This window comes from Fluviicola chungangensis, from assembly GCF_007558725.1.
Taxonomy (GTDB): domain Bacteria; phylum Bacteroidota; class Bacteroidia; order Flavobacteriales_D; family Crocinitomicaceae; genus Fluviicola; species Fluviicola chungangensis.
The window spans coordinates 271,576-291,231 of sequence record NZ_VLPL01000004.1 but is presented as its reverse complement, the minus strand read 5'-3'; the positions used below and the strand labels follow the sequence as shown (position 1 = coordinate 291,231).

At 42.4% G+C, this 19,656-nt stretch carries 16 protein-coding genes; 5 read left to right on the top strand and 11 right to left on the bottom strand.

The features are described from left to right. Positions 1-44: 44 nt before the first annotated feature. Both FO442_RS10095 and FO442_RS10090 read right to left on the bottom strand, forming a co-directional pair. Positions 45-689, bottom strand: a complete 645-nt coding sequence (locus tag FO442_RS10095; protein ID WP_144333055.1) for a response regulator transcription factor — start codon at positions 687-689, stop codon at positions 45-47. Beyond that, entirely contained in the window at positions 686-1,441 is a 756-nt protein-coding gene (locus FO442_RS10090; RefSeq protein ID WP_144333053.1) for a sensor histidine kinase, read from the bottom strand. The genes FO442_RS10095 and FO442_RS10090 overlap by 4 nt, the downstream gene beginning before the upstream one ends. 1,756 nt (positions 1,442-3,197) lie before the next feature. Here FO442_RS10090 and FO442_RS10085 point away from each other — a divergent pair. The 5 genes from FO442_RS10085 (at position 3,198) to FO442_RS10065 (ending at position 7,356) form a co-directional block, all read left to right on the top strand. Next, on the top strand, positions 3,198-4,097 hold the full coding sequence (locus FO442_RS10085; RefSeq protein WP_144333052.1) for a hypothetical protein: 900 nt from the start codon (positions 3,198-3,200) through the stop codon (positions 4,095-4,097). A 12-nt stretch (positions 4,098-4,109) separates the two neighbouring features. Next, positions 4,110-4,991 (top strand): hypothetical protein, encoded by an 882-nt coding sequence (locus FO442_RS10080; RefSeq protein WP_144333050.1) that lies wholly within the window; start codon positions 4,110-4,112, stop codon positions 4,989-4,991. 104 nt (positions 4,992-5,095) lie between these two features. Then, positions 5,096-6,127 carry a DUF4852 domain-containing protein gene (locus FO442_RS10075; protein WP_144333048.1) on the top strand — a complete coding sequence of 344 codons (1,032 nt, stop codon included), beginning with the start codon at positions 5,096-5,098 and terminating at the stop codon, positions 6,125-6,127. A 36-nt stretch (positions 6,128-6,163) separates the two neighbouring features. Next, positions 6,164-6,736, top strand: coding sequence for a Crp/Fnr family transcriptional regulator (locus tag FO442_RS10070; protein WP_144333047.1), 573 nt, complete (start codon positions 6,164-6,166; stop codon positions 6,734-6,736). Positions 6,737-6,798: 62 nt separating this feature from the next. Then, positions 6,799-7,356, top strand: a complete 558-nt coding sequence (locus FO442_RS10065; RefSeq protein ID WP_144333046.1) for a dihydrofolate reductase family protein — start codon at positions 6,799-6,801, stop codon at positions 7,354-7,356. A 243-nt stretch (positions 7,357-7,599) separates the two neighbouring features. On the opposite strand, the gene FO442_RS10060 is transcribed toward FO442_RS10065, so the two are convergent. Genes FO442_RS10060 through FO442_RS10020 form a run of 9 tightly spaced genes read right to left on the bottom strand, consistent with a single transcriptional unit; the run spans position 7,600 to position 19,651 of the window. Next, entirely contained in the window at positions 7,600-8,895 is a 1,296-nt protein-coding gene (locus FO442_RS10060) for a hypothetical protein (protein ID WP_144333045.1), read from the bottom strand. A 9-nt stretch (positions 8,896-8,904) separates the two neighbouring features. Continuing rightward, positions 8,905-10,212 carry an ATP-binding protein gene (locus FO442_RS10055; protein ID WP_144333043.1) on the bottom strand — a complete coding sequence of 436 codons (1,308 nt, stop codon included), beginning with the start codon at positions 10,210-10,212 and terminating at the stop codon, positions 8,905-8,907. A 9-nt stretch (positions 10,213-10,221) separates the two neighbouring features. After that, positions 10,222-10,809: an EndoU domain-containing protein gene (locus FO442_RS10050; protein WP_144333042.1), complete on the bottom strand. Its 588-nt coding sequence runs from the start codon at positions 10,807-10,809 to the stop codon at positions 10,222-10,224. Between the two features lie 9 nt (positions 10,810-10,818). Next, complete coding sequence (locus FO442_RS10045) at positions 10,819-12,303, bottom strand: eCIS core domain-containing protein (protein WP_144333041.1); 1,485 nt, start codon at positions 12,301-12,303, stop codon at positions 10,819-10,821. A 4-nt stretch (positions 12,304-12,307) separates the two neighbouring features. After that, positions 12,308-13,762 carry an eCIS core domain-containing protein gene (locus FO442_RS10040; protein ID WP_186280037.1) on the bottom strand — a complete coding sequence of 485 codons (1,455 nt, stop codon included), beginning with the start codon at positions 13,760-13,762 and terminating at the stop codon, positions 12,308-12,310. Between the two features lie 53 nt (positions 13,763-13,815). Then, complete coding sequence (locus FO442_RS10035) at positions 13,816-14,019, bottom strand: hypothetical protein (RefSeq protein ID WP_144333040.1); 204 nt, start codon at positions 14,017-14,019, stop codon at positions 13,816-13,818. Between the two features lie 47 nt (positions 14,020-14,066). Then, a complete protein-coding gene (locus FO442_RS10030; protein ID WP_144333039.1) occupies positions 14,067-16,967 on the bottom strand; it encodes a contractile injection system tape measure protein in 2,901 nt (966 codons plus the stop codon). Further along, on the bottom strand, positions 16,964-18,916 hold the full coding sequence (locus tag FO442_RS10025; RefSeq protein WP_144333038.1) for a hypothetical protein: 1,953 nt from the start codon (positions 18,914-18,916) through the stop codon (positions 16,964-16,966). Before FO442_RS10025 ends, FO442_RS10030 begins: the two co-directional genes overlap by 4 nt. Before the next feature lie 3 nt (positions 18,917-18,919). Next, positions 18,920-19,651, bottom strand: a complete 732-nt coding sequence (locus FO442_RS10020) for a hypothetical protein (RefSeq protein ID WP_144333037.1) — start codon at positions 19,649-19,651, stop codon at positions 18,920-18,922. Positions 19,652-19,656: the final 5 nt, after the last annotated feature.

Here is a 19,656-nt window from a genome sequence, read left to right as displayed (position 1 = left end):
AAGATAATTTGGTCAACTTAAAAAAACTGATCGGTGTGCATTGCTTATTCGATCACAAACAATCCGTTCTTAATCGCATACATTACCAGTCCGGCTACATTTTTTGCCCCTGTCTTGGCGATCAGGCTTCTGCGGTGATTGTTGATCGTAAGTGGTGAAACAAAGAGGTTAGCAGCAATTTCTTCCGTGGAGAATTCCTGGCAAATCATTTGCAATACCTCAACCTCCCGGGCGGTCAGCTTATTGGTTTTATCGAAAAAAGTATGTTCTCTTTTACTAAGTTCTTTCAGGAACGGAGTTCGGATGACGGCGGCATAATATTCTTCGCCCTGGGTCACAGTTTCAATAGCAAGTACCACCTCTTTGATGGAAGAATCCTTTGTCAGGTAGCCATTTGCACCCAGATCGTGCATCAGTATCATGTGATTCAATTGATCGTGCATTGTTAACATGATAACCGGAATAAACGAAAAATCACCTTGTTTTAATTCCTTCAGGCACTCGGTGCCATTCATTTCCGGCATTTCCGAATCCATTAAAATAACATCTGGCGGGTTGCTTCGGATAAGTGAAAGTGCTTCCCTTCCATTGGAAGCTTCCACGATCTCAAAAACAGGATTAAATTGTTTTAGAAGCAGGTGAATTCCTTCCCGGAAAACAAAATGATCATCAACAATCAATATTTTCATAAAACAATTTTTTTGACGGGGATCATGACTTGCAAATTCATACCGGACCCACCACTTTTCTCATTCCAAAGCTGTTTTCCATCGATGATTTCAATGCGTTTGGTAATATTCTGGATTCCTAGCCCGGTAGTTATGGATTTCAGTTGAAATCCTTTGCCATTATCCCGGTAACTGAAAAATAAATATTCGGGATTGGTTTCCATTTGTATGGAGACTTCCGTTGCTTCTGCGTGGCGTATCGTGTTGACCAGCAGTTCCTGGAATATCCGGATCAATGAAGTTCCCTTGTCGGGATCAATAGATGGAAAATTTTCAGGAATAGATAATTGGATAGAGATATTTCCATATTCATTAATGAATGCTACTTGTTCCCGGAGCACAGTTTGAAAAGATTTAGCTGAATTGACTTCGGAAGAAATCATATGGGAAATATTCCGGCATTGACGGATAGCTTCCCGTACCTGGTTTTGTATTTTGGTTAATAATTCTTTTTGAGGACTCAATTCTGTTTGTTCCTGCAAATAACCGATCTGCATTTGGGTGATCGAAAGCATGGGACCTAAATTGTCATGAACTTCCCTTGAAATAGTCGCCCGTTCGCGCTCTTGTGCCGTAATAATGGATTCAATGGCTTCTGCTTCTCTTTTTCTAAGTTGCTTGTAAAGACGTGTAATTACAATGTAAATCCCTATTCCGAATGTAATCAGAAGCAGGATGACGACAGTTAAGATGATTAAAATAACACGATCCATGTATCTAAAATAGGTTTTTATATTTAATTGGATGAGGTTCCGGCCTGCGTGGAACGACTCAAAACAACCGCAGGAAAAATCTGATTATCCTGCGGTCCTTGATTTCGGTAAGGTGGTAAATGAAGTAAATCGGTGAATGTTTTTATTCAGGTCAAAGGTATCGGGAACGGATAGAATGGATATGCTTAGTTCTAAGCATTTTTTGCTTCCTTCCTGCTCAATTTTATGATTTCTAACAAAAGAATCATTGAGATTACATAATATAGAACCACTGAGTTGAAATAATGCAAATAAAAAATAAGATCCGAAAACATTTTGTGGTCAGTAGTATTTGTCCATTGAGCAGATGTTAATATAGCGGCAAAGATGCTGAAAATCATAAAGGTGAGGCAGATTCTTAATTGGAATGTGAAATAGTCGCGTTTGGGACTCACCAATAAATCAGTCAAAAGAAAAATGATAGAAAGAAAATGAGTGCCGTTAGTTAGTAAGGAAGATTCAGAAGATAATACACAGCGGGGGTGATAATAGCCTCCAAAAGTATAGTATACAATAACAACTGCATATAAAATGAAATAAGCATAATTTTTCCAGCGTGTGTATGTAAAGCATTGTAAAAAGAGCAAAAAGAATGGGAAGTACAACGTGTGGCTGATACTGTATACAAAACTGTTATAGATCTGATGGAAAGCCAGGTAAGTTGCGACAAGCTCGCTAACGAGGTTCAGGAATAAGTAGATCATCAAAAAGCAAACGCTTAAACGGAACTTTTTGAAAGACCGGGTTTTTCTCCACGTTTCTGGAAGTTTAGAGGCAGATCTGTTACTTTCCCACAGCAAAAGTGCCGCCAGAATCACACTCAGTATCAGTCCTGCAAAATAAATGTAATATTGAAGAGGCATGGTTGTTCAATGGTTTACATGAGTCGTTGTTTCCGGTAAAGTTTGATGCATTCCATTAGAAAGTTGATTGTCAAAGCAAAGTAATATAAAATATTGTTCGACAAAGCGATGTAAAAAACAATCATTGGCCTTGAGCTATACTTATCTTCATAATACCATTCGAAAGATTGGATTATCAATGCAACGACTGAAAAAAACAACATGCTTAAGCTCAATCTTAACCGAAACTTAAACCAAGTGTTTTTGGGGTCAAGCAGCAAATCTGTCAAATGAACAAGTGCGGCGAGAAAAAATGGAATGTATATTACCAGAATGGCAGTGCCTCCCAACACCGACCTCGGATGATAATAGCCCCCGGAAATGAAGTAGCCTAAGAGAATAAAATAAAGAAAGACGTAAAAATAGCGTTTCCAGGTGGTGTGTGTATAAAGAAATAAAAAACCGTATAGAAATGGGGTGTATAAAGAAGAGTTCAGGCTCATGATATAGCTGTTGTAAATACCTTTTGTCCCCAATAAGATTGCAATTAATTCACCTGCAAATACAATGGAAAGATAAATGAGGAGCAGAGTAACCCCCATGCTAAAATCCGTTAGATCCGGCGAAGACTTCCATTTTTGTGGAAACCTTGCCGCTAACTTCCGCAACCACCATAACAGGATTGCTGCGGATACAACTCCAGACAGTAATACGGTAAGATATAGAAGGTATTCGGTGTTAATGATCTTGGTTTTAGAGGGAGATAAAGTTAAAATAATTTTCTAACCAGCCGGCCTCATCAGTTTTTTAAGTTAGGGATTAATTCCGTAGTCATTTTGGCATCAATTTTGTGTATGCGTTTTCTTTTTAAATCGATGAAACACACGGTACTTTTGTTCATTTTATTCGGTTTTTCAACAGCTTATGGCCAGATCGGAGTATACGGTGCACAACAGATTTTTGGGGCGGTAACCACCGTGGGAAGAGAAGTTGTACGAGCCATAGAGTACAAGAAAGAAAAAGACGAACTGGAGCGACGCGAAGAAGAATACTTGGGTATCGTAGCACATGCCGATCAGCTGTTTGCCGCGGGTCAATATAGTGAAGCAAGTGAACGCTATAATGCGGCGCTGCGATTAAAATCCGAACAATATGTTCGTGACCAGATTGCCCGGTGCAACGCAGAAATTGCACGGGCAGAAAGACAGGAATACCAATTATTGGTCGATAAAGCAGACAGTTTGTATGCACAATTAAACTACTCCGAGGCGATTGAAACTTATACGGCTGCTTTGGGCAAAAGCAACCAGCAATACCCGAAAGACCAGATCGAACAGGTGAAGGCCGACCAGGAACGTTGGCAAAAAGTACACTTCAGCGGTCTGCTGATTTCGGATACGCGGGTGGATGATTTGTCTTCCCGGGCTTATTTCAACGATCCGTATTCCGACTTTATAAAACCCGGTAAATACCCTGTGATTGATAATTACCTGGTATATTCCAATTATCAAACACTGGATGGAATTGCTGTTCCGGCAAATATGCATTTGGTTGTTTACAGCGAACCGAATTTCAAGGGAACTGTTTTGGTGGATGTAACGGGTCCGGCAATTATCAATAATTCAAGTAAAAAGAATGCTCCGGCTTCGGAAGAAGTTCAAACACATGAGTTCGTTCTACCGCTTCAGCAGAAATTCCCCCAGTCTGTGAGGACCTGGAGTGTTACGAATATGAATTCATGGATAAAAGGCTCTATGGAAATAACAACACTTTAAAATAGATCAAGGATGAAAAAAAGAATGACCATCTTGGGAATGCTTTGTTTTTCAACAACTGTATTCGCCCAGAGATCTCCCGCAGATACAGAAGATATGTTTCGGAATGATCCGGTAATTATCCGTGATACACGTGAAAGCAGCACGTCCGAAGCTGTAAAAGTCATCCAAACGATTCGGAAGGAAGTAACCAATAGCAGATCGGCACAAAGACAAGTCTTAACGGAAGCTGATTTTCAAACCCTGATTAGCCGGGCAGATGAATTTATGTTGCAGCGAAAATACGACAACGCTATCATGCTGTACCAGGAAATTCTGAAAGACCGGGACGACCGTCATTCAAAAGACCGCATACTGGAAGCAGAAGCGCTCCGTGCGAGGCAGCAAAAAGAAGAAGCACGGCGTAAACAGGATGAAATTCTTCGTGCAACAGCAGAATTCGCATCTTCCAATACCTATGGTAAACATTTGGTGCATTTTACAGGTGCTTTGATCTCAGATGCGTTTTCATCACAAGAAGGAACCAGTGAAGCCCTGGATACAACGGATGCTTTTTCCAATTTCCTGAAACCCGGGAAGTATGATGAACTCAGGCATATTCTCCGAAAAGCAACCTACCATACACTTGACGGGATTGCCGTTCCTGCCCGTACGCGGATCATTGTTTATAAGAACAAAGGCTGCAGGGGAGAAGTGCTGTTGGATGTAACCGGACCGGCCATTGTGAACAATGTGCTTTGGGTGGATGATGACCGGTATAAAGAAGTCAATACAAAAGACTTTAATGAAGAACTTCAGCCTTATTTCCCCCAATCGGTTCGAAGTTGGAGTACCACCAACATGCATACCTGGCCGGATGGTTCCTTGGAGATACTGGTGGAAACGGTGGAATGAACAAAGGCAAAAGACACAAGGCAAAATGGTCTGGCTTTTTAATTTCAATTAATACCTTATTTTTGATACAGTTTTAAAGGTCCGGTAAAACAAAACCTGAAATTATGCACAATACATTTCTACTCATATTTCTTTTGGTAGGTTCAGTCCAGACACTCTTTTCCCAGGAAGCGGAGAAATTGAAAAAATACCAGTCAACCGTTTCCAAACAGACCTATTCCAAAGGAGATACGGTCATTGTTGGCGAAACCGGAAAGAATGTATTCAGTACCAAAAAGAAATACATCGGGATCTTTGTGAAGGACAAGAAAAACGTTTGCGGATATACCGAATTAGATTCCGTGATCTCGGGATCAAAATGCATCATTAAAAATATCTTATCTTTTCGGGAACACTGCACTTTTGAATTTAAAAATGCTGTTGTGTTTGAATTACAAGGACCGAATAACCTAAGCTTGTACGTGCCCATTGAAAAAGCATTGCAGGCAAAAGAACTGATTGTTTTTAGAAGCCCCTTTCAAACAAATGGATTGGATTTCCTGGATGATCGGACCATCTTTTTACTGAACCTGGATTACAGTAAGGGAACTTCTGCTGACAATGCCCTGAAGTATTGCAAATTCGTTGACCCGGTCAAAGGAAAAGCATTTGAGTTCAACCCGGAAGGTTTTGAAAAGGAAAAAACAGAATGGGTAAAAAAACTGGACCTTGCCAGGAAAGAAGTGCGTATAAAAGACACCTTCATCATTCGTGTACCGGTCTATCTGAATAAATACGCTTTTGATAAAGGCGAATTCCAGATCTTTGATAACCCCGACGCATATGGTTCCAAAGCATTGAAATACGCAAGTGATACCAAGATCCTGTTTGACAACTATAAGAATTTTACTACCATTAAGTCAGTAAAGGAAAATGCCGATTTCTTCATTAATGTGAATACACCGGATTACAACGGGAACCGTAAAACCTTCGGACAGATCAAAGCGATTTGTACTGCTGTAACCAAAGATCCAACTGTCCTGGTAACGGCAGATAATCCCGGCATTAATATCCTGCATTTTACCATTTTGGAAATCTCAGTGGTTGATTCTGAAAACCAGAATTACAATTACATCGGGATGAAGAAACTGAAATAATCCGCCGGGAAGATCTGTTGACAGAACTGTAACTGTATGGAGGCAAAAGACAATTTGAGGCAATTAATCCAGATGTTCTCCACTTTTGAGGAGAACGAACTTGATCGGATTGAAAATTGTTTTAAAACGCGAATCTTTAAGAAGAACACTGTTTTATTGGCTTCTGATGAGGTGTGCAAAACGTTTTACTTTATTAATCGCGGGTGTCTACGGACTTATTTCATTACCAAAGAAGGTCACGAAAAAACAAGATATATCATGATGGAACCTTCCATCGGTACCGCTTTGACGAGCTTTATTTCTCAAAGACCGTCATTTGAATTCATCGATGCATTGGAAGAATCGGAAGTTTTGGCAATCAGTCGCACCGATTTTTACCGCCTGGCAGATGAAATTCCGGCGTGGAAGAATTTCTATTTGAAAATCATGGAAATGGCGTATTCATTTCAAAACAGGAAAATCGAGAGTTTGGTAACCTTGTCTGCTAAAGAACGGTACGAGCAGCTGATCAGGGAAAATCCGAAAGTGGTGCAGCGTGTCTCCAATAAAATTCTGGCTTCTTACCTGGATATTAAACAGGAAACTTTAAGCCGATTGAAATCCAGGTGATTTTTTGATCCAGGTCAATGTTTTTTTTGTTCGGGAGGGCTTCCTTTGCTGAAAAAAGAACTATGAGCAAACTGACATCATTCACATTCATTACCCTAAATGGATTTTTTAAAGGTGAAAACGAAGATACGAGCTGGCATCCGCATGGTGGCGAAGCTGCAAAATTTGCCAATGAAGCTTCGGGTGCCGATAACATCCTGCTTTTCGGAAGAAAAACTTACGAAATGATGGCGAATTTTTGGCCCGGGCCCATGGCGGCAGAATTATTCCCGGTCGTGGCTGAAAACATGAACAACTCTCAGAAATTAGTCTGTTCAAATACCTTGGAGAAAGCTGATTGGCAAAATACAACTATTCTGAAAGGAGACGCGATCGAACAGTTGAAACAATGGAAACAAAACTCCGGTAAAAAGATCACGGTATTGGGAAGCGGAAGCCTCTTGACACAACTGTCGGATGCAGGGCTGATCGATCAGTATACCATCATGCTTGATCCGTTTGCATTAGGAAAAGGGAGTTCCATTTTCGAAGGACTTCGGAACAAATTGGAACTGAAATTGGTCTCCAGCCGGGTATTTGAACAGGATGGAATCGTACTGCTTGATTATGTAAGAAAATAAGTAATCTTGTGTGGTGTTGAAATGACGAATCAGCAAAATAGGTTGAACAAAACTCCGTCATTGCATATGCTTCCGAAGAAAGCACGGATCATAATTGCTGCGGCGATTGTGATCCCGGTTGCTCTCACTTTATGCATCGAGAAAATGAAATAACAACATTCAAAATCGATCTTCTTGAAAGAACAAAGAAGTGAAGAAGCCAAGGAAATTCCTCTTCATTCTGGTTCTCTTTCTCCCACTGAATTACGGCAACTTCTTATTCCGCGAAAATTGCCGCATCAAAGGCAAAACGACGACCATTAAGATCGGCATACAGAACAAAAGTGTCGGATTTTCATTCAGTGATGTACTTTCGTCTTCGGTGCACATGTTCTGGAAAACGACCCCCGCAAGCATAAAGAACTCAATGGTAAATACAACGGCAGATGCCAGGACAATTCCCATATTCTGGTTCAGAATGTAGGAAAAAGGAGGGTAGAAGAAATACAACAAAGCAATACTGATTACCAGGAGCAGTAATCCGATCAGGAACCACAGGTAGGATTCCCAGTTGTTTTCAGGAATGTCTCCCAATGCAATGTCACGGATGGCACCGACAGAAAAATCAGTGATACTGTCGCGGATTTCCGGGTTTCCCTTGGTAAAACGGGCGAGGTAAAAATGACTGTTCATCCGTGTAAATAATCCCACATTCTCTATGTCGTCTTTGGAAAAAGGATCTCCTTCCACGTAATAATCGTCGATGACGTTGGTGGGATCAAGCAGGACCACTTCACTGGCTTTGATCATCAAGCTGTAGAGAAAATCTTCCCCGATAATCTCCGGATTTTTTTGATTGTGGAAGAACACCTTGAGTTTCATCGTGGAAATGTCGTATTCCTTCGCGGCATCCAGGACCATTCGTATGGATTTCACGAATTGGGCCATTGCTCTTTTCTCTTTGAAGTTGAAATCGGGAAAGTACAGGTTGATGGATTTAATGGTCGTTGTATCCGATTGAAGTGTTTCGAAAATGTATGAAATTGCCCGGAGCTGTGCATCTTCATTCCGCAGAAACCGATTGGTGCGGTAAACACCCGTAAAACGGAACAGTAATTCGTTACTCAACGACCCGGTAGGGGGAACTCCTGCATTGAATTGAAGTCGCTTGAACTGCAAGTTCTCCCCCAGTGCAAATTCCCTGATGGAAATACTGTTCGATAAGGCCCGGGGGAAACGGTGGTTCCCGAAGTAATTGTAAAATAATTCCTTCCCGGAGACGCTGCTTAAGTTTTTTAAAATGCTGTCCAGGATCTGTTGATTTTTAACCAGTTCGTTCAGGTTGACCTTTCCCTTGTAATACTTTTTTAAAAAGGCGTCGGCATTGGAAACATACACGGTATCGTGGATATAGATCGTGTCGAAATAAGGTTCGAAAAAATAAGGATCCTCCAGGGCGGGAATATCCCAGGGAGCAACGTACGTTTGCCCGCGTTGTCCTTGTCCGGCTGCTTGAAAAACAACCACAAATAGTATGAGCAATGCTGTGATGTGTTTCATAATTGAGTCTTAATTAACGAGTTTTCCCTCTTTTTCCAGTTCTTTTTTAATGGTATTCTTTAACATTTCCAAATTCAGTTTAGCGGGAGAATTGGGATGAAACAATTGCAGCGCACACGACTGTACCACATTGAGCATACTTCCTCCCGAAAGTTTGATAATTGCAGCTTCGCGCAGGATTTCTTCCGACTGATCGTCCAGCCATTCTGCCGGGATCATGCGTTGCCACAAATCGTAGCGTAGCTGCTGGTTGGGAACTGGGAAGTACAGGATCGATTGGAACCTGCGGAAAAATGCTTCATCCAGGTTGTCCTTAATGTTGGTCGCAAGAATGACCATTCCCGGAAAATCTTCAATACGTTGGAGCAAATAGGCAACTTCCTGGTTCGCATGCCGGTCATTGGAATCGGATGTTTCAGTCCGTTTCCCGAATAAGGCATCCGCTTCGTCAAAGAATAGGATCCAGTTTTGATGTTCTGCTCGATCAAAGATTTTAGCCAGGTTCTTTTCCGTTTCACCGATGTATTTGGAAACAACCATCGACAGGTCAATGCGGTAAACGTCCATTCCGTGTTGCTTGCCCAACAGGGAGGCGGTCAGTGTTTTTCCTGTTCCCGGAGGGCCGTGAAACAGGCAACGGTAACCATTTTTCAGGAATTTGTCCAGGTTCCATTTTTCACGGATTGTTTTGCCGTTTTCCAGCCATTGGGTGATCTGTTCCAATTCCTCTTTTAAATTGTAGGGAATAACCAGGTCTTCCCAGTTCAGACGGGTTTCCATGCGTCTTGCAGGAAAGTCACTGCTGTAATCCGGTCGGTAGTTTCCATCTCGATAAACCTTTGCCAAAAACTCATCGGATACGCATAATTTTCCACTTAAATAAGGTTCTCCGGGTCCCTGACCTTCCAGCCGGATCACATTTTCCTTATAAAACCAGTGTTCCTGGTCGAAGAGGTTCACAACTACCTTGCGTTTCTCTTCCGAATTCAGTGCCAGTAAAAAGGCAAGGGTTTCACCGGTGGGCAAAAAACCGTTGTGGGAAGTTCCTTTCCAGCCCCCGAATTCGGTATACGGACGATCCAGGTTTTTATTCAGGATGAAAAATAAATCCAGGCTTTGCGGACTGATATGCGGCATCAATGCCAAAAGCAAGGCTACTTTCTCTTCCCAGGTCAGTTCTTTTCCTGTCCAGGCGGAAAGCTCGTCTTTTTTCGGAAGGGAAATTTCTTCCAACGATTTATATTCGCTTTCCTGTCCGAAATAGAGTGCAAAAGCGGTGTGCAACAATGTTTGGAAGTATTGGATGGTGTTTTTCATGCGTATTTTTTATTCAGTAACGGGATAAGCAGTTCCTCCCTTTTTTTCAATACCAAATGTCATCCCGTGTTTAATGTATTCATCTGTTTTGGATGTTAGTCCTCCCGCAACGAGTGCAATGACATGTTGTTTGGGCATGTTTTGCGGGAACATGGTGCTGGATTTCAGATCAATATCATCTCCGGATTTATCCCATTTCCAGTCTATGGTATGTATTTTATTGGGATTTCCCGAGACCGTAGATACCACGTTTGTTGTTTCATTTGTTTCTACGCGACCCCTCTTTACTTTGTAATTTTTAGTAGGAAAGCGTCCATCGGTATAAGCGTGAAGACCTGTTGGGCTATGAACATCAAAATCTCCAACAGTCGGATGACCTTCAAATAAGTGTTTTTCAAGATTACTGTCAATCGATTTTCCGGCTATTTCAGTTTTTGCCAAGGCAATGCGTTGGTGTTTTGCTGCTCGCTCTTCATCCGTTTTAAGTTGCATGGTCCCGGCTTTGAAAGCTTGTAAAATCGTTTGTTGGGAAGCTTGATTGCTTCGGGTGGATTTTTCAGAACCGGAATTGGTTTGCTGTGTCGCTTGTATTTTCATTAGGCTCGTTTATAAGTCATCTTCTTCATCATCTTCCAGTGCGGAACCCGTTACAGCATATTTCTTAGCATTTTCGGCATCCCGGTGCTCTGTCAACCATTCGTTTGCTTCGGTATTGTTCAAGCTTTTGCGGATCCATTTTTTCAACCCGGTATTCATTACCCGGCTCCCCACTTTATCTTTTTCAGTATCAGGAGATTCTCCGTCATTTTCATCACTGTCTGAATTTCCGGATTCTTTAAGTGCCGTTAATACGTCGTAAATTTCACTAAGATCATCCAGGGTAATCGGAACCTGCATGATCGTTTGTTTGGTATTGAAATTGTTTTCAATCAAAGCAATTGCAAAATTTAACTGATCGGAATTCCACTTCAGGATCAGTTTGTCAAAGTTTTGGTTATCTCCGTCTTCTTGCCTGGTCCAGCTGGAAGTATGACCGGCTGCAATTGCACCATCTTTCTCCTCTCTTTTTACGGGTTCTGATTTGATCAAACGATCAATCTTTTTATCACCACCAATAATTTCCGCTTTGCAGTCGAATGATCCTGCCGCATTCGGTACGTTTTCATCTCCAACTTGCACCGTTCCTCCTTCTTGGGTTGCAGCGACGGTATATTTTACTTTATTTCCGCTGATTACCCAATGCTTAACATGGTTTTCAACATAATTCAAATGGTCACCATTGGCATGTCCGGTAATCGGGAATAAATTGGGAGCAACATTCGGTCCTCCCAGGTTCGCATTTAATAAATGTCCTCTGACCCAATGTTTAGCTCCGGGATTCCAATATGCTTTAAGATCGTCATACATGTCCTTTTGAAAAGTCGATTGTGCATCAGCTCCTTCGATAGGATCCTTCGGATCAATGATCGCTTCCATAGTTCCACCCACTTCCTTGGTGCTTACATCACCATCACTGTCCATATACCTAAACTCCTGGGAAGTCCAGTTAACGGAAGTTTGTAATTGATATAACGAATGATTCGCAGTCTGGGTTTTCAGGCTGGAACTGTTGTTATGAGCAACTTTTAGTTGCATTGCTTTCGCACCCATCACATCTGCTTCTTTTTCCAAACCTGCATCGTCATTGATGTTGGTTGTACCTTTCAACTGTTTGGTCGGTTTTACACGTCCTTGTTTTTGCTGTACGACATGCCAGGCTTCATGCGGAAGGTATTTTTCCTGTCCTGGTGCTACATGGATATCTGTTCCCTGCGCATAAGCATGAGCCTGCAAAGATGCTGGTTGTGAAGAGTTGTAATGCACCTTTACATCGTCCAGGCTGTGTCCGGAAAGGCTCTCTACTCCGGATTTCAGGTTGTCAGGTAAACCGGTCTTATTTTCCGTTTGCGGGATCGGATGTTCATCATTCGGGTCCTGTAATTGCGTAATTCCTTGTTTGTAGGCTTGAAGGATCGATTCAGCAGGAGCCTGATTTTCTGTTTTGGTTTTTGTCTCAGAAGACACAGCGGTATTTGGAATAACTGTCTTCATGGCATTATTTTTTTTGCACAGTGTACCCTGCGTCCTTTAGTTCTTCTATAATGATCCGGGTAAAATCCTCCAGGCTTTCGGCTTCTGAAACAGCCTCTTCATAAATGTCATTGACCAGGTCACCATCCACTTTTCCTCCAATGACTTTATAATCATTAAGGAATTCCAGCCATTCAAGTTGAACTTCCTGATCGATGTCATCAATGTCCTGAAGGTTGTTTAATTCGTCTCCGGAGTATTTTCCAAATCCTTCTGTTGTGGAATGAAAGAAATGATTATTGCCGGTATTCCCTCCCGTATGTTGCCAGCCATTTCGTACGCCATGTGTTTTGTAATCATCCCGCAAAATGGTGTTGTTTGAGCCGATTGTTACTTCTACGAAACCATTTCGTTTGACCTTTCCTTTTTTGCGGTATTCTTTGTCACTGGAGACCTTTGTCGTTTTTGAATAGATATTTTTTTGGACCCGCTGATTTTGATATTTTGTTGCTCCTTTCGTTACATAGGCATCGCATTTGAATACACCGTCACCGTCCTGGTCATTGCCTGTTTTTTCAGCGGTGACTTCATAAGTAATTTCACAATCGTTTTCCAGCCAATGTTTTACAGGGTATTCTACTTCATACTTGTGTTCATTATTCGCCGCAGTAGTGATCGGGAAAAGATTATTGTAATGGGCAACGCCTCCCAGGTCGTGGTTCAGTAAATGTCCGCGTACCCAGGTTGATGCTGTCTTGGATTGTAAATGGTTGAAAAGTCCGCTATATGCATTTGAACCACCTGTATCGCTTCCGGTTTTTGCATCGTTCGGATCCAATTCTGCTTTCATGTAAGAGCCTACTTTCCCTTTCTTTCCTTTAAACTCAAAATCCTGTAAGTTTCCATAACCGATCTTTGTTTCCAATTGAGTGACCTTTGTTCCTTTCGCCAATTGGTATGTGGATTTTGGCGTTTCACCGTTTTTCGGACAACAGGTTTCATTCGAACTTTTCATTTGAAGTGCTTTTAATCCCATTGTATCTGCTTCTTTTTCCAGTCCTGCATCGTCATTGATGTTGGTTGAGTCTTTCAACTGTTTGGTCGGTTTTACCCGGCCTTGCTTTTGCTGAACCACATGCCAGGCTTCATGCGGCAGGTGCTTTTCCTGTCCGGGAGCCACGTGAATATCGGTTCCTTGCGCATAAGCTTGTGCCTGCAAGGAAGCGGGTTCGGAAGAATTGTAATGTACTTTTACATCGTCGAGGCTATAACCTGAAATGTTTTCAACGCCTGATTTCAAATTGTCAGGTAATCCGGTTTTATTTTCTTTTCGTTGGACACTTTCGGATTCAACAGCTGCCAATTGAGAGGTTCCCTGTTTATATGCCTGGAGGATCACGCGATTAGTTGCCTGATTCTTTGCTTTTGCCCGGACAGAAGCATCAGCGGACCGGTTTTGTGATTGTGCACGTGTTTTCATGAGCATTAAGTTGTTTCCATTGGTTAAAATCTTCCGGAAATAAACAGTTCCTGTCAAACAGGCAGTTCCTCTTCTTCAGTTGCGAGTTGAGCGGTATCAAATTTTCCCATAACGGGTTCTTCTTCATCAGTAGCAAGCTGAGCGGTCCCTTTTTTGTACGCTTGAAGTATAGAACCCGCATTGCCCTGGTTTTTTGCTTTCGACTGAACGGGACTGCTTTGTTTCGCCCCGGCCTGATTCGTTTTACTTGTTTTCATACGCTTCGATTTAAAAATTTATTTACTTGTTCAAATAGAACTTGTTTCTATCTCCATTTCACCTGGATGGCTTTTTGCATCCAACTGAACTTAATGGTCCTGAAATTCCATGGTACATGGTCCAATAACATGTCGTATGCTTTGGATTCTACCGTTAATACATGCGTTTCTTCCTGTTCTTCCAGGTTTCCTTCCCGGCGCAAAAAACCTTCCTGTAAACCGGCAATGCTTGTATTGGCCAAACGTCCCCAATTGTTCAAAACACCTTCCAGCATTCCATCCACTGTTTGCTTGTCCTCATCAGTTAAAACAGACTTTCTTGGAATGGGGATTCCTGTTTTGAAATTGGTCAGAAGCTTATTCAATTGCAGGGTGTGTTCCGGAAACTCTCCGTTCCCGAATACCGCATATTGTGTCAGGAAAATCGCTTTGATTTGCGCTCCCCGGTTCTTGAATTTTCCGTTTTCGGTCAATTCCATCATCGTAAAAAGCCGCGGAAGGAAAGGGGAGATGAGTACCAGGCCTGCATTGTCAATAAACTGCACTTTCCGGGTGTTTTCCTCTTCGATTACTTCTTCCGGGAGTTCTTCTTCCTCTGCATTCTCTTCATCGGTTTCGGCAGACACCAGGTCGGGGTCTTTTTCAAGCAGGGTATTCAATTGTTTCAATAACATTCCCTGCTCGTTCGGATGGATGAATTCTTTAATTAACCGGACTTTTTGTGATCGGCTTAAACTCTTTTGGATCAAATTCCACAGTTCGTACATCAATTCTTTCTGACTGCGGTGTGTAGCACTCTTTGAAAAGCGGAAAATGGTTTGCAGAAGAAGCTGACTGTTGATCCGGATGTTCCATTTGCGCTGAATAAATTCGACCAGCTGCCTGGTTGTATCCAGGATAGGGGAGAGAAAATTCATCCACGCCAGGTCTTGCGAAATGGCATTGATCATCGGCATATTCTGTGCATTTTCAGTGAAATACTGTACCAGTAACTTCCTGTTTTCTGCCTGTTTTTTCGAATACAATGTGTCCTTCGTTTTTCCTGCCGGCTCACCCGATTCGATCTTCAACCTGATGGACGACAGGATCTTGAACAAGTTAAAAGGCAGCGAAAAATGGGAGTGTTTAAAATCCAAATAGAAATAATCGATCAGCTGTTTCAAGGTCAGATTGTAACGTGCTCCCGTTTTTTCCAAAATGCGTTGAACGATATGCTCCTGATTAAAGACCTGGTTCTTGACCTCTTCCAGTACGTCAAACAAAAAACTCCACTTTAAGCGTTGAATGGACCCGATTACATGACCTTCTATTTTTGCGTCTTTCCCCGAATGATGCAGCACATACATAAAGGCAGACAACTCCATGGCTTTGGAAGGCAGGATAATGGCCAGTAAGCGGTGACGAGCCGATTCACCCAATCGGTCCAGAAGCAATTCACGGAACATGGAAGAGCTCAATTTCATTTTTAATTCCCGGAGCTGGTCCTTGTTCAGTTTCGTTCTTTTTTCCAATAGCTCCAATTGAAAGTTGATTGAATCGAAGGTTTTGGTTTGTTCCGATTTGGGTTTTCCCTGAACCAGTTCCCGGTAAAACTGCTGTATGATTTCACGAAGCCCCGAGTGAACATTCCAGTTACCGGTCTCATTGTAAGCAAAGGAAATGATTTGCCAGATCTCTATGTTGTAACGGGCAGAAAGTCGTTTAAAAACCTGCCACACCAAATATTCCCGGTTGACAGCCGAACTTTTTGAGAGTGCAAGTAAAGGAAGGATGACCTGCCATTTGAAAAGTAAAAATTGACCACTGGCTTGTCCCTGGAGGCTGCCGCTTTGGTTTTGTTTGTTCAAATGCTGTGCATATTCAATCACAAACGGCGCATCGGCAGGAACGAGTAAACGGACCAGGTCGAAAATCTCCGCTTCCCGGAGCGGTTTGATGATCCGGAGTACATTTTTTTCGTTTTCGAGTAAAAAACGCAATTGGTCCAACTCATTCTCATGCAGTTTGACTGTTTTTTTTGAAGTTTTTATTTCCCGGAGAATGTACGGCCATTCCTCGGGTTTCTGTATCCGAAGTATTCTAAACGAGGTGGTTTCTTCCAATTTCAGTTCCTTCAGGATAATTTGCAGCCCGGTAGGGATCGCACTTCCGAAGCCTTCTCCCAGGAAGAAAGTCAAGGTTTCCAATAATTCCCTGTAGCTCAGGTTGATGTGAGAAGCCAGGTTCCCAATGGTTTCCCGTACAAAAAGTTTTTTGTTGAAAGCAGCACTTTGATTGCTCAGGATATAAGCAAATACCACTTTCCAGATAACGGTCCGCCGTTCTTCTTCCCGGATCGGAACATGAGGTACTTCTGCATATTTGATACGTAAAAACGTGATGTATGACCGGATAAATGAAAATTCTGCCGGCGCGGTGATTTTAACCGTGTCGAGCAAGGCCGAATCTTCAAACTGGTAAATCAACCGGTGTTGCATGGAGGTGAAATGGCCGTAAGATTTCAGGAATGAGGCGAATTCCTTCCCGCGGTTCTTCAAAACCTGTTGGAATAATTCGGTCATGTTCGGATAGCGGTTTGCCAGGTTCCAGTTGAATGTTCCATGCAGCAGGAACTGTTTCAAAGCTTCCAATTGATAATCTGCTTCTTCCAGTCGTCTATCTTCTTTTTTGGTCGGATACAGGATTTCCTTTAACAGGCTTTCCTCCAGTTTCTCTTCCAGGATGTGCTCAAAAGATTTTTCAAAATCATCCTCCGGAATCGTTCCCAGATCAATGTCCAGCCTGGAGATCTCAATTTCGAAACCGTATTGATCACAGCGCATCAATACCCGGTCTGCAACAGCTGTAATATACTTTTCAGCGAACAGTTCAAAATTGCGGTACCAGTTTTGAACGAACAATTCGTCACCGGCAGTTACATGGATCGATATGGATGAAATCCCGTTCATTGAATATCCGTTAAGAAGTCTTTACTTACCCTGAAAAAGGCATTGATCGATTCTGAAAAATGGATCAGTTTTTTGGTGTCGCGATTAGCCAATGCTTCCCGCCATTTATAATAAATTTGTTCGAAATCATAAATATGGTCCGGCTGGACGCGGTATAATTGAATACTCAAATGGGCGGGAAGACGTTCACGCAGCAACTGCTCGAGGTGATCGTACATTTCTTTGTTCTCAAACCGGTTGGAAGCGATAATGGATAAAGTATTTCCTTCTTCCCTGTGTTTACGCGGATAGGCAAACTGAAGCAGGCGGTGTTCAACCAGGTAAAATAAGTGTCTTTCCGGATTCAGAAAACGGACGAAGGCCCAGAACCGATTGGCAGAACGGATTAAATGGTCCCGTGTTTTATAAGTGCCGAGGATCATCCATTCTTCTTTTCCGGGATAACGGAAGACTAAAATCCAACGGTTGTTCTCACTCAATTGGATCATGCGGTAATTTGCGGCATGAGCACCGACTTCCAGGAAACTCTCAAACAGGGCATTTCTCCGGATCAAACTGATCTCCGTTTGCAGGGAGGCAAAATATTCTTCTTTCCAGTCCATTTCATGGGCAGGAATATGTTGCGGTGTTTCGTTAAAGATCGGATCGTAGAACACTCCTGAAATCGGGGCAATATTTAAATAGACTTCGTATTGATCAAAGAAAATGGAATCTGGAAGTAAGTCCAATTCGTGCTTTTTAAGCAGATCGCGCACCGGGATTTCGGATTCGATTTTACTGCCATGCAGCAGGGAGAACAATTCTTTAAATACGATGTTGCTTTCGGTCGGTTTTAATTTGTTGAAAGAACGGAATCGGTTCCTATTGAGTTCCGGAAGCTCTTGGGTCAGTGACGCGCGGTAATTGAGTCTCGATTTCGAAGGTTGAAAATCCTGGAACAATTGGGCGGTATCTTCTCCGTATAAGGTATCCAGGATATCCATAAAACCGGATTTTTTCTTCTGGATGGATGCCGCTGTTTGCAATTGGTTCCCTTTTTTAAACTTAACGGAATCCACGACCATCTCAACGTCCGGAATGGAAATCAACGAGACGGTTCCGGACGGTGGGGCTTCTGTAAAACTGATTAATTGCGGGGTATTCTGGATTTGTTCGGTAGCATCAGCCATCAGGAAATCCATCATCAGCAAATAACCTTTTAATTGCCGCACGTGGGCGATATTCCGCTTGTTGGCTTCCAGGGGAAGTCCACGGTGACCGATTCCGTAAGCATCCGGGAAATCCAGCTGGAAGGAATGATAATCGTGTATTTTGATCGGTTTTTCAGAAGTATCCATACCATAAGTAGTTTCAATCTGAATGGATTTCTCTTCCGTTTCTTTTTTTCGTTTACCCATGGCTTTTGTCAGGACATGAATGTCTTCCCAGCGTAAGTCCTCGCAGAGATTCCGGTTTGCATGGTAGAGTTTGAAGATTTCTTCTTTGATCTCTTCTGCATTCGTGATAGCAGTTTTGCTGAGTGATACGGAAGCATTCACCGTGTAGAATCCATCTGAAAATTCGACCAGGCAGCTTTCAAGCACGTGTACTTCTTTCGAAACCAGTTTGTTGTTCTCCGGAACATCGGTCGTCAGGAGTACACCATCCAGGAACAGTTTTTCATAATCCTCCGTTGTAACGATGGATGGAGAGAAAATGAAATCGGCTGGTAAAATTCCTTTGCTTGCGTAATCATCGGTGTTCGGGCCCAGGAATGAACGGAAAGGAAGTTCCAGTTTGTACTGAAGCTCGAACAGCGCATAGTTCATGTTGTCTGAAATGGTCACGCCGGGATCGTGGATGTTGAAATCTGTCCATACATCGCCGCTTAATTCCTGCAGGCGTTCCAGGGTCTTTTCCTGGAGTTCCTGGTAAAAATTGTCCTTACGTTCGCGTTTTCGGATAAACATAGCTTATAAATTTTCCAGTAAGGGGTTGTCCCAAAGGGAAGTAATTGATCCTCTGATGCTGATTTCGTTTCCAAGCATAAAGCGTGTTCTTACCTGCAACTTGCAAGCGCGGTCATTCTTCGATTTCACCCAGCGGATCAGCAGTTTGTTTCCAAAAATCCCAAAGTGAGACCTGACTTTTCGGATGCGTGGTTTTGCCCCGAAACAATGTGTGGCATGTGCTATTAAAACGGCATGTTTCCCGGTGTGGCGTTTTCCCATAACACAAATCACTTCCAGCGCATGAATTCCTTCCAGGTAGTCGGTCAGGTCCTGCCATTTGCCATTTGCGGTTATTTTTTTGGTAACCGTTCTGCCCGAGCGCTGTTCTGCATGTAAAGTTCCCTTGATGGTTACGTCACTGCCTTCTTTCCCGATCTCGATTTCCCCGTTTTGCTTCAAAAGGATCGATTGTCCTTTTCCCGTATCATTGACATGACTGATTTTCATATCGTTATTCAATATGGCAAATTCCCATTTTCCGCCGACGTCATCGGTCATATTTTGAAGAAAGGTCATCACAGTACCTTCCTGCTCGGAAATAGGGGCGAGTTTTATTCCGGATTGAGCATCTTTCGAAAAACCATCATCCAGGATATTAACGGTTGAATCGATTAAATTCTTAAAATCATCAGCAGTGGGACGTTGTCCTTTACTAAAACCCTCAATTAATGTATTTCTGTTTCTGATAGCCATGATGC

Excerpts from the sequence above, each read along its gene's own strand:
- FO442_RS10060 (WP_144333045.1), bottom strand. The coding sequence starts at position 8,895 with ATGAAACACATCACAGCATTGCTCATACTATTTGTGGTTGTTTTTCAA.
- FO442_RS10040 (WP_186280037.1), bottom strand. The coding sequence starts at position 13,762 with ATGAAAACACGTGCACAATCACAAAACCGGTCCGCTGATGCTTCTGTC.
- FO442_RS10035 (WP_144333040.1), bottom strand. The coding sequence starts at position 14,019 with ATGAAAACAAGTAAAACGAATCAGGCCGGGGCGAAACAAAGCAGTCCC.
- FO442_RS10090 (WP_144333053.1), bottom strand. The coding sequence starts at position 1,441 with ATGGATCGTGTTATTTTAATCATCTTAACTGTCGTCATCCTGCTTCTG.
- FO442_RS10025 (WP_144333038.1), bottom strand. The coding sequence starts at position 18,916 with ATGTTTATCCGAAAACGCGAACGTAAGGACAATTTTTACCAGGAACTC.
- FO442_RS10080 (WP_144333050.1), top strand. The coding sequence starts at position 4,110 with ATGAAAAAAAGAATGACCATCTTGGGAATGCTTTGTTTTTCAACAACT.
- FO442_RS10055 (WP_144333043.1), bottom strand. The coding sequence starts at position 10,212 with ATGAAAAACACCATCCAATACTTCCAAACATTGTTGCACACCGCTTTT.
- FO442_RS10085 (WP_144333052.1), top strand. The coding sequence starts at position 3,198 with ATGAAACACACGGTACTTTTGTTCATTTTATTCGGTTTTTCAACAGCT.
- FO442_RS10075 (WP_144333048.1), top strand. The coding sequence starts at position 5,096 with ATGCACAATACATTTCTACTCATATTTCTTTTGGTAGGTTCAGTCCAG.
- FO442_RS10070 (WP_144333047.1), top strand. The coding sequence starts at position 6,164 with ATGGAGGCAAAAGACAATTTGAGGCAATTAATCCAGATGTTCTCCACT.
- FO442_RS10050 (WP_144333042.1), bottom strand. The coding sequence starts at position 10,809 with ATGAAAATACAAGCGACACAGCAAACCAATTCCGGTTCTGAAAAATCC.
- FO442_RS10045 (WP_144333041.1), bottom strand. The coding sequence starts at position 12,303 with ATGAAGACAGTTATTCCAAATACCGCTGTGTCTTCTGAGACAAAAACC.
- FO442_RS10020 (WP_144333037.1), bottom strand. The coding sequence starts at position 19,651 with ATGGCTATCAGAAACAGAAATACATTAATTGAGGGTTTTAGTAAAGGA.
- FO442_RS10065 (WP_144333046.1), top strand. The coding sequence starts at position 6,799 with ATGAGCAAACTGACATCATTCACATTCATTACCCTAAATGGATTTTTT.
- FO442_RS10030 (WP_144333039.1), bottom strand. The coding sequence starts at position 16,967 with ATGAACGGGATTTCATCCATATCGATCCATGTAACTGCCGGTGACGAA.
- FO442_RS10095 (WP_144333055.1), bottom strand. The coding sequence starts at position 689 with ATGAAAATATTGATTGTTGATGATCATTTTGTTTTCCGGGAAGGAATT.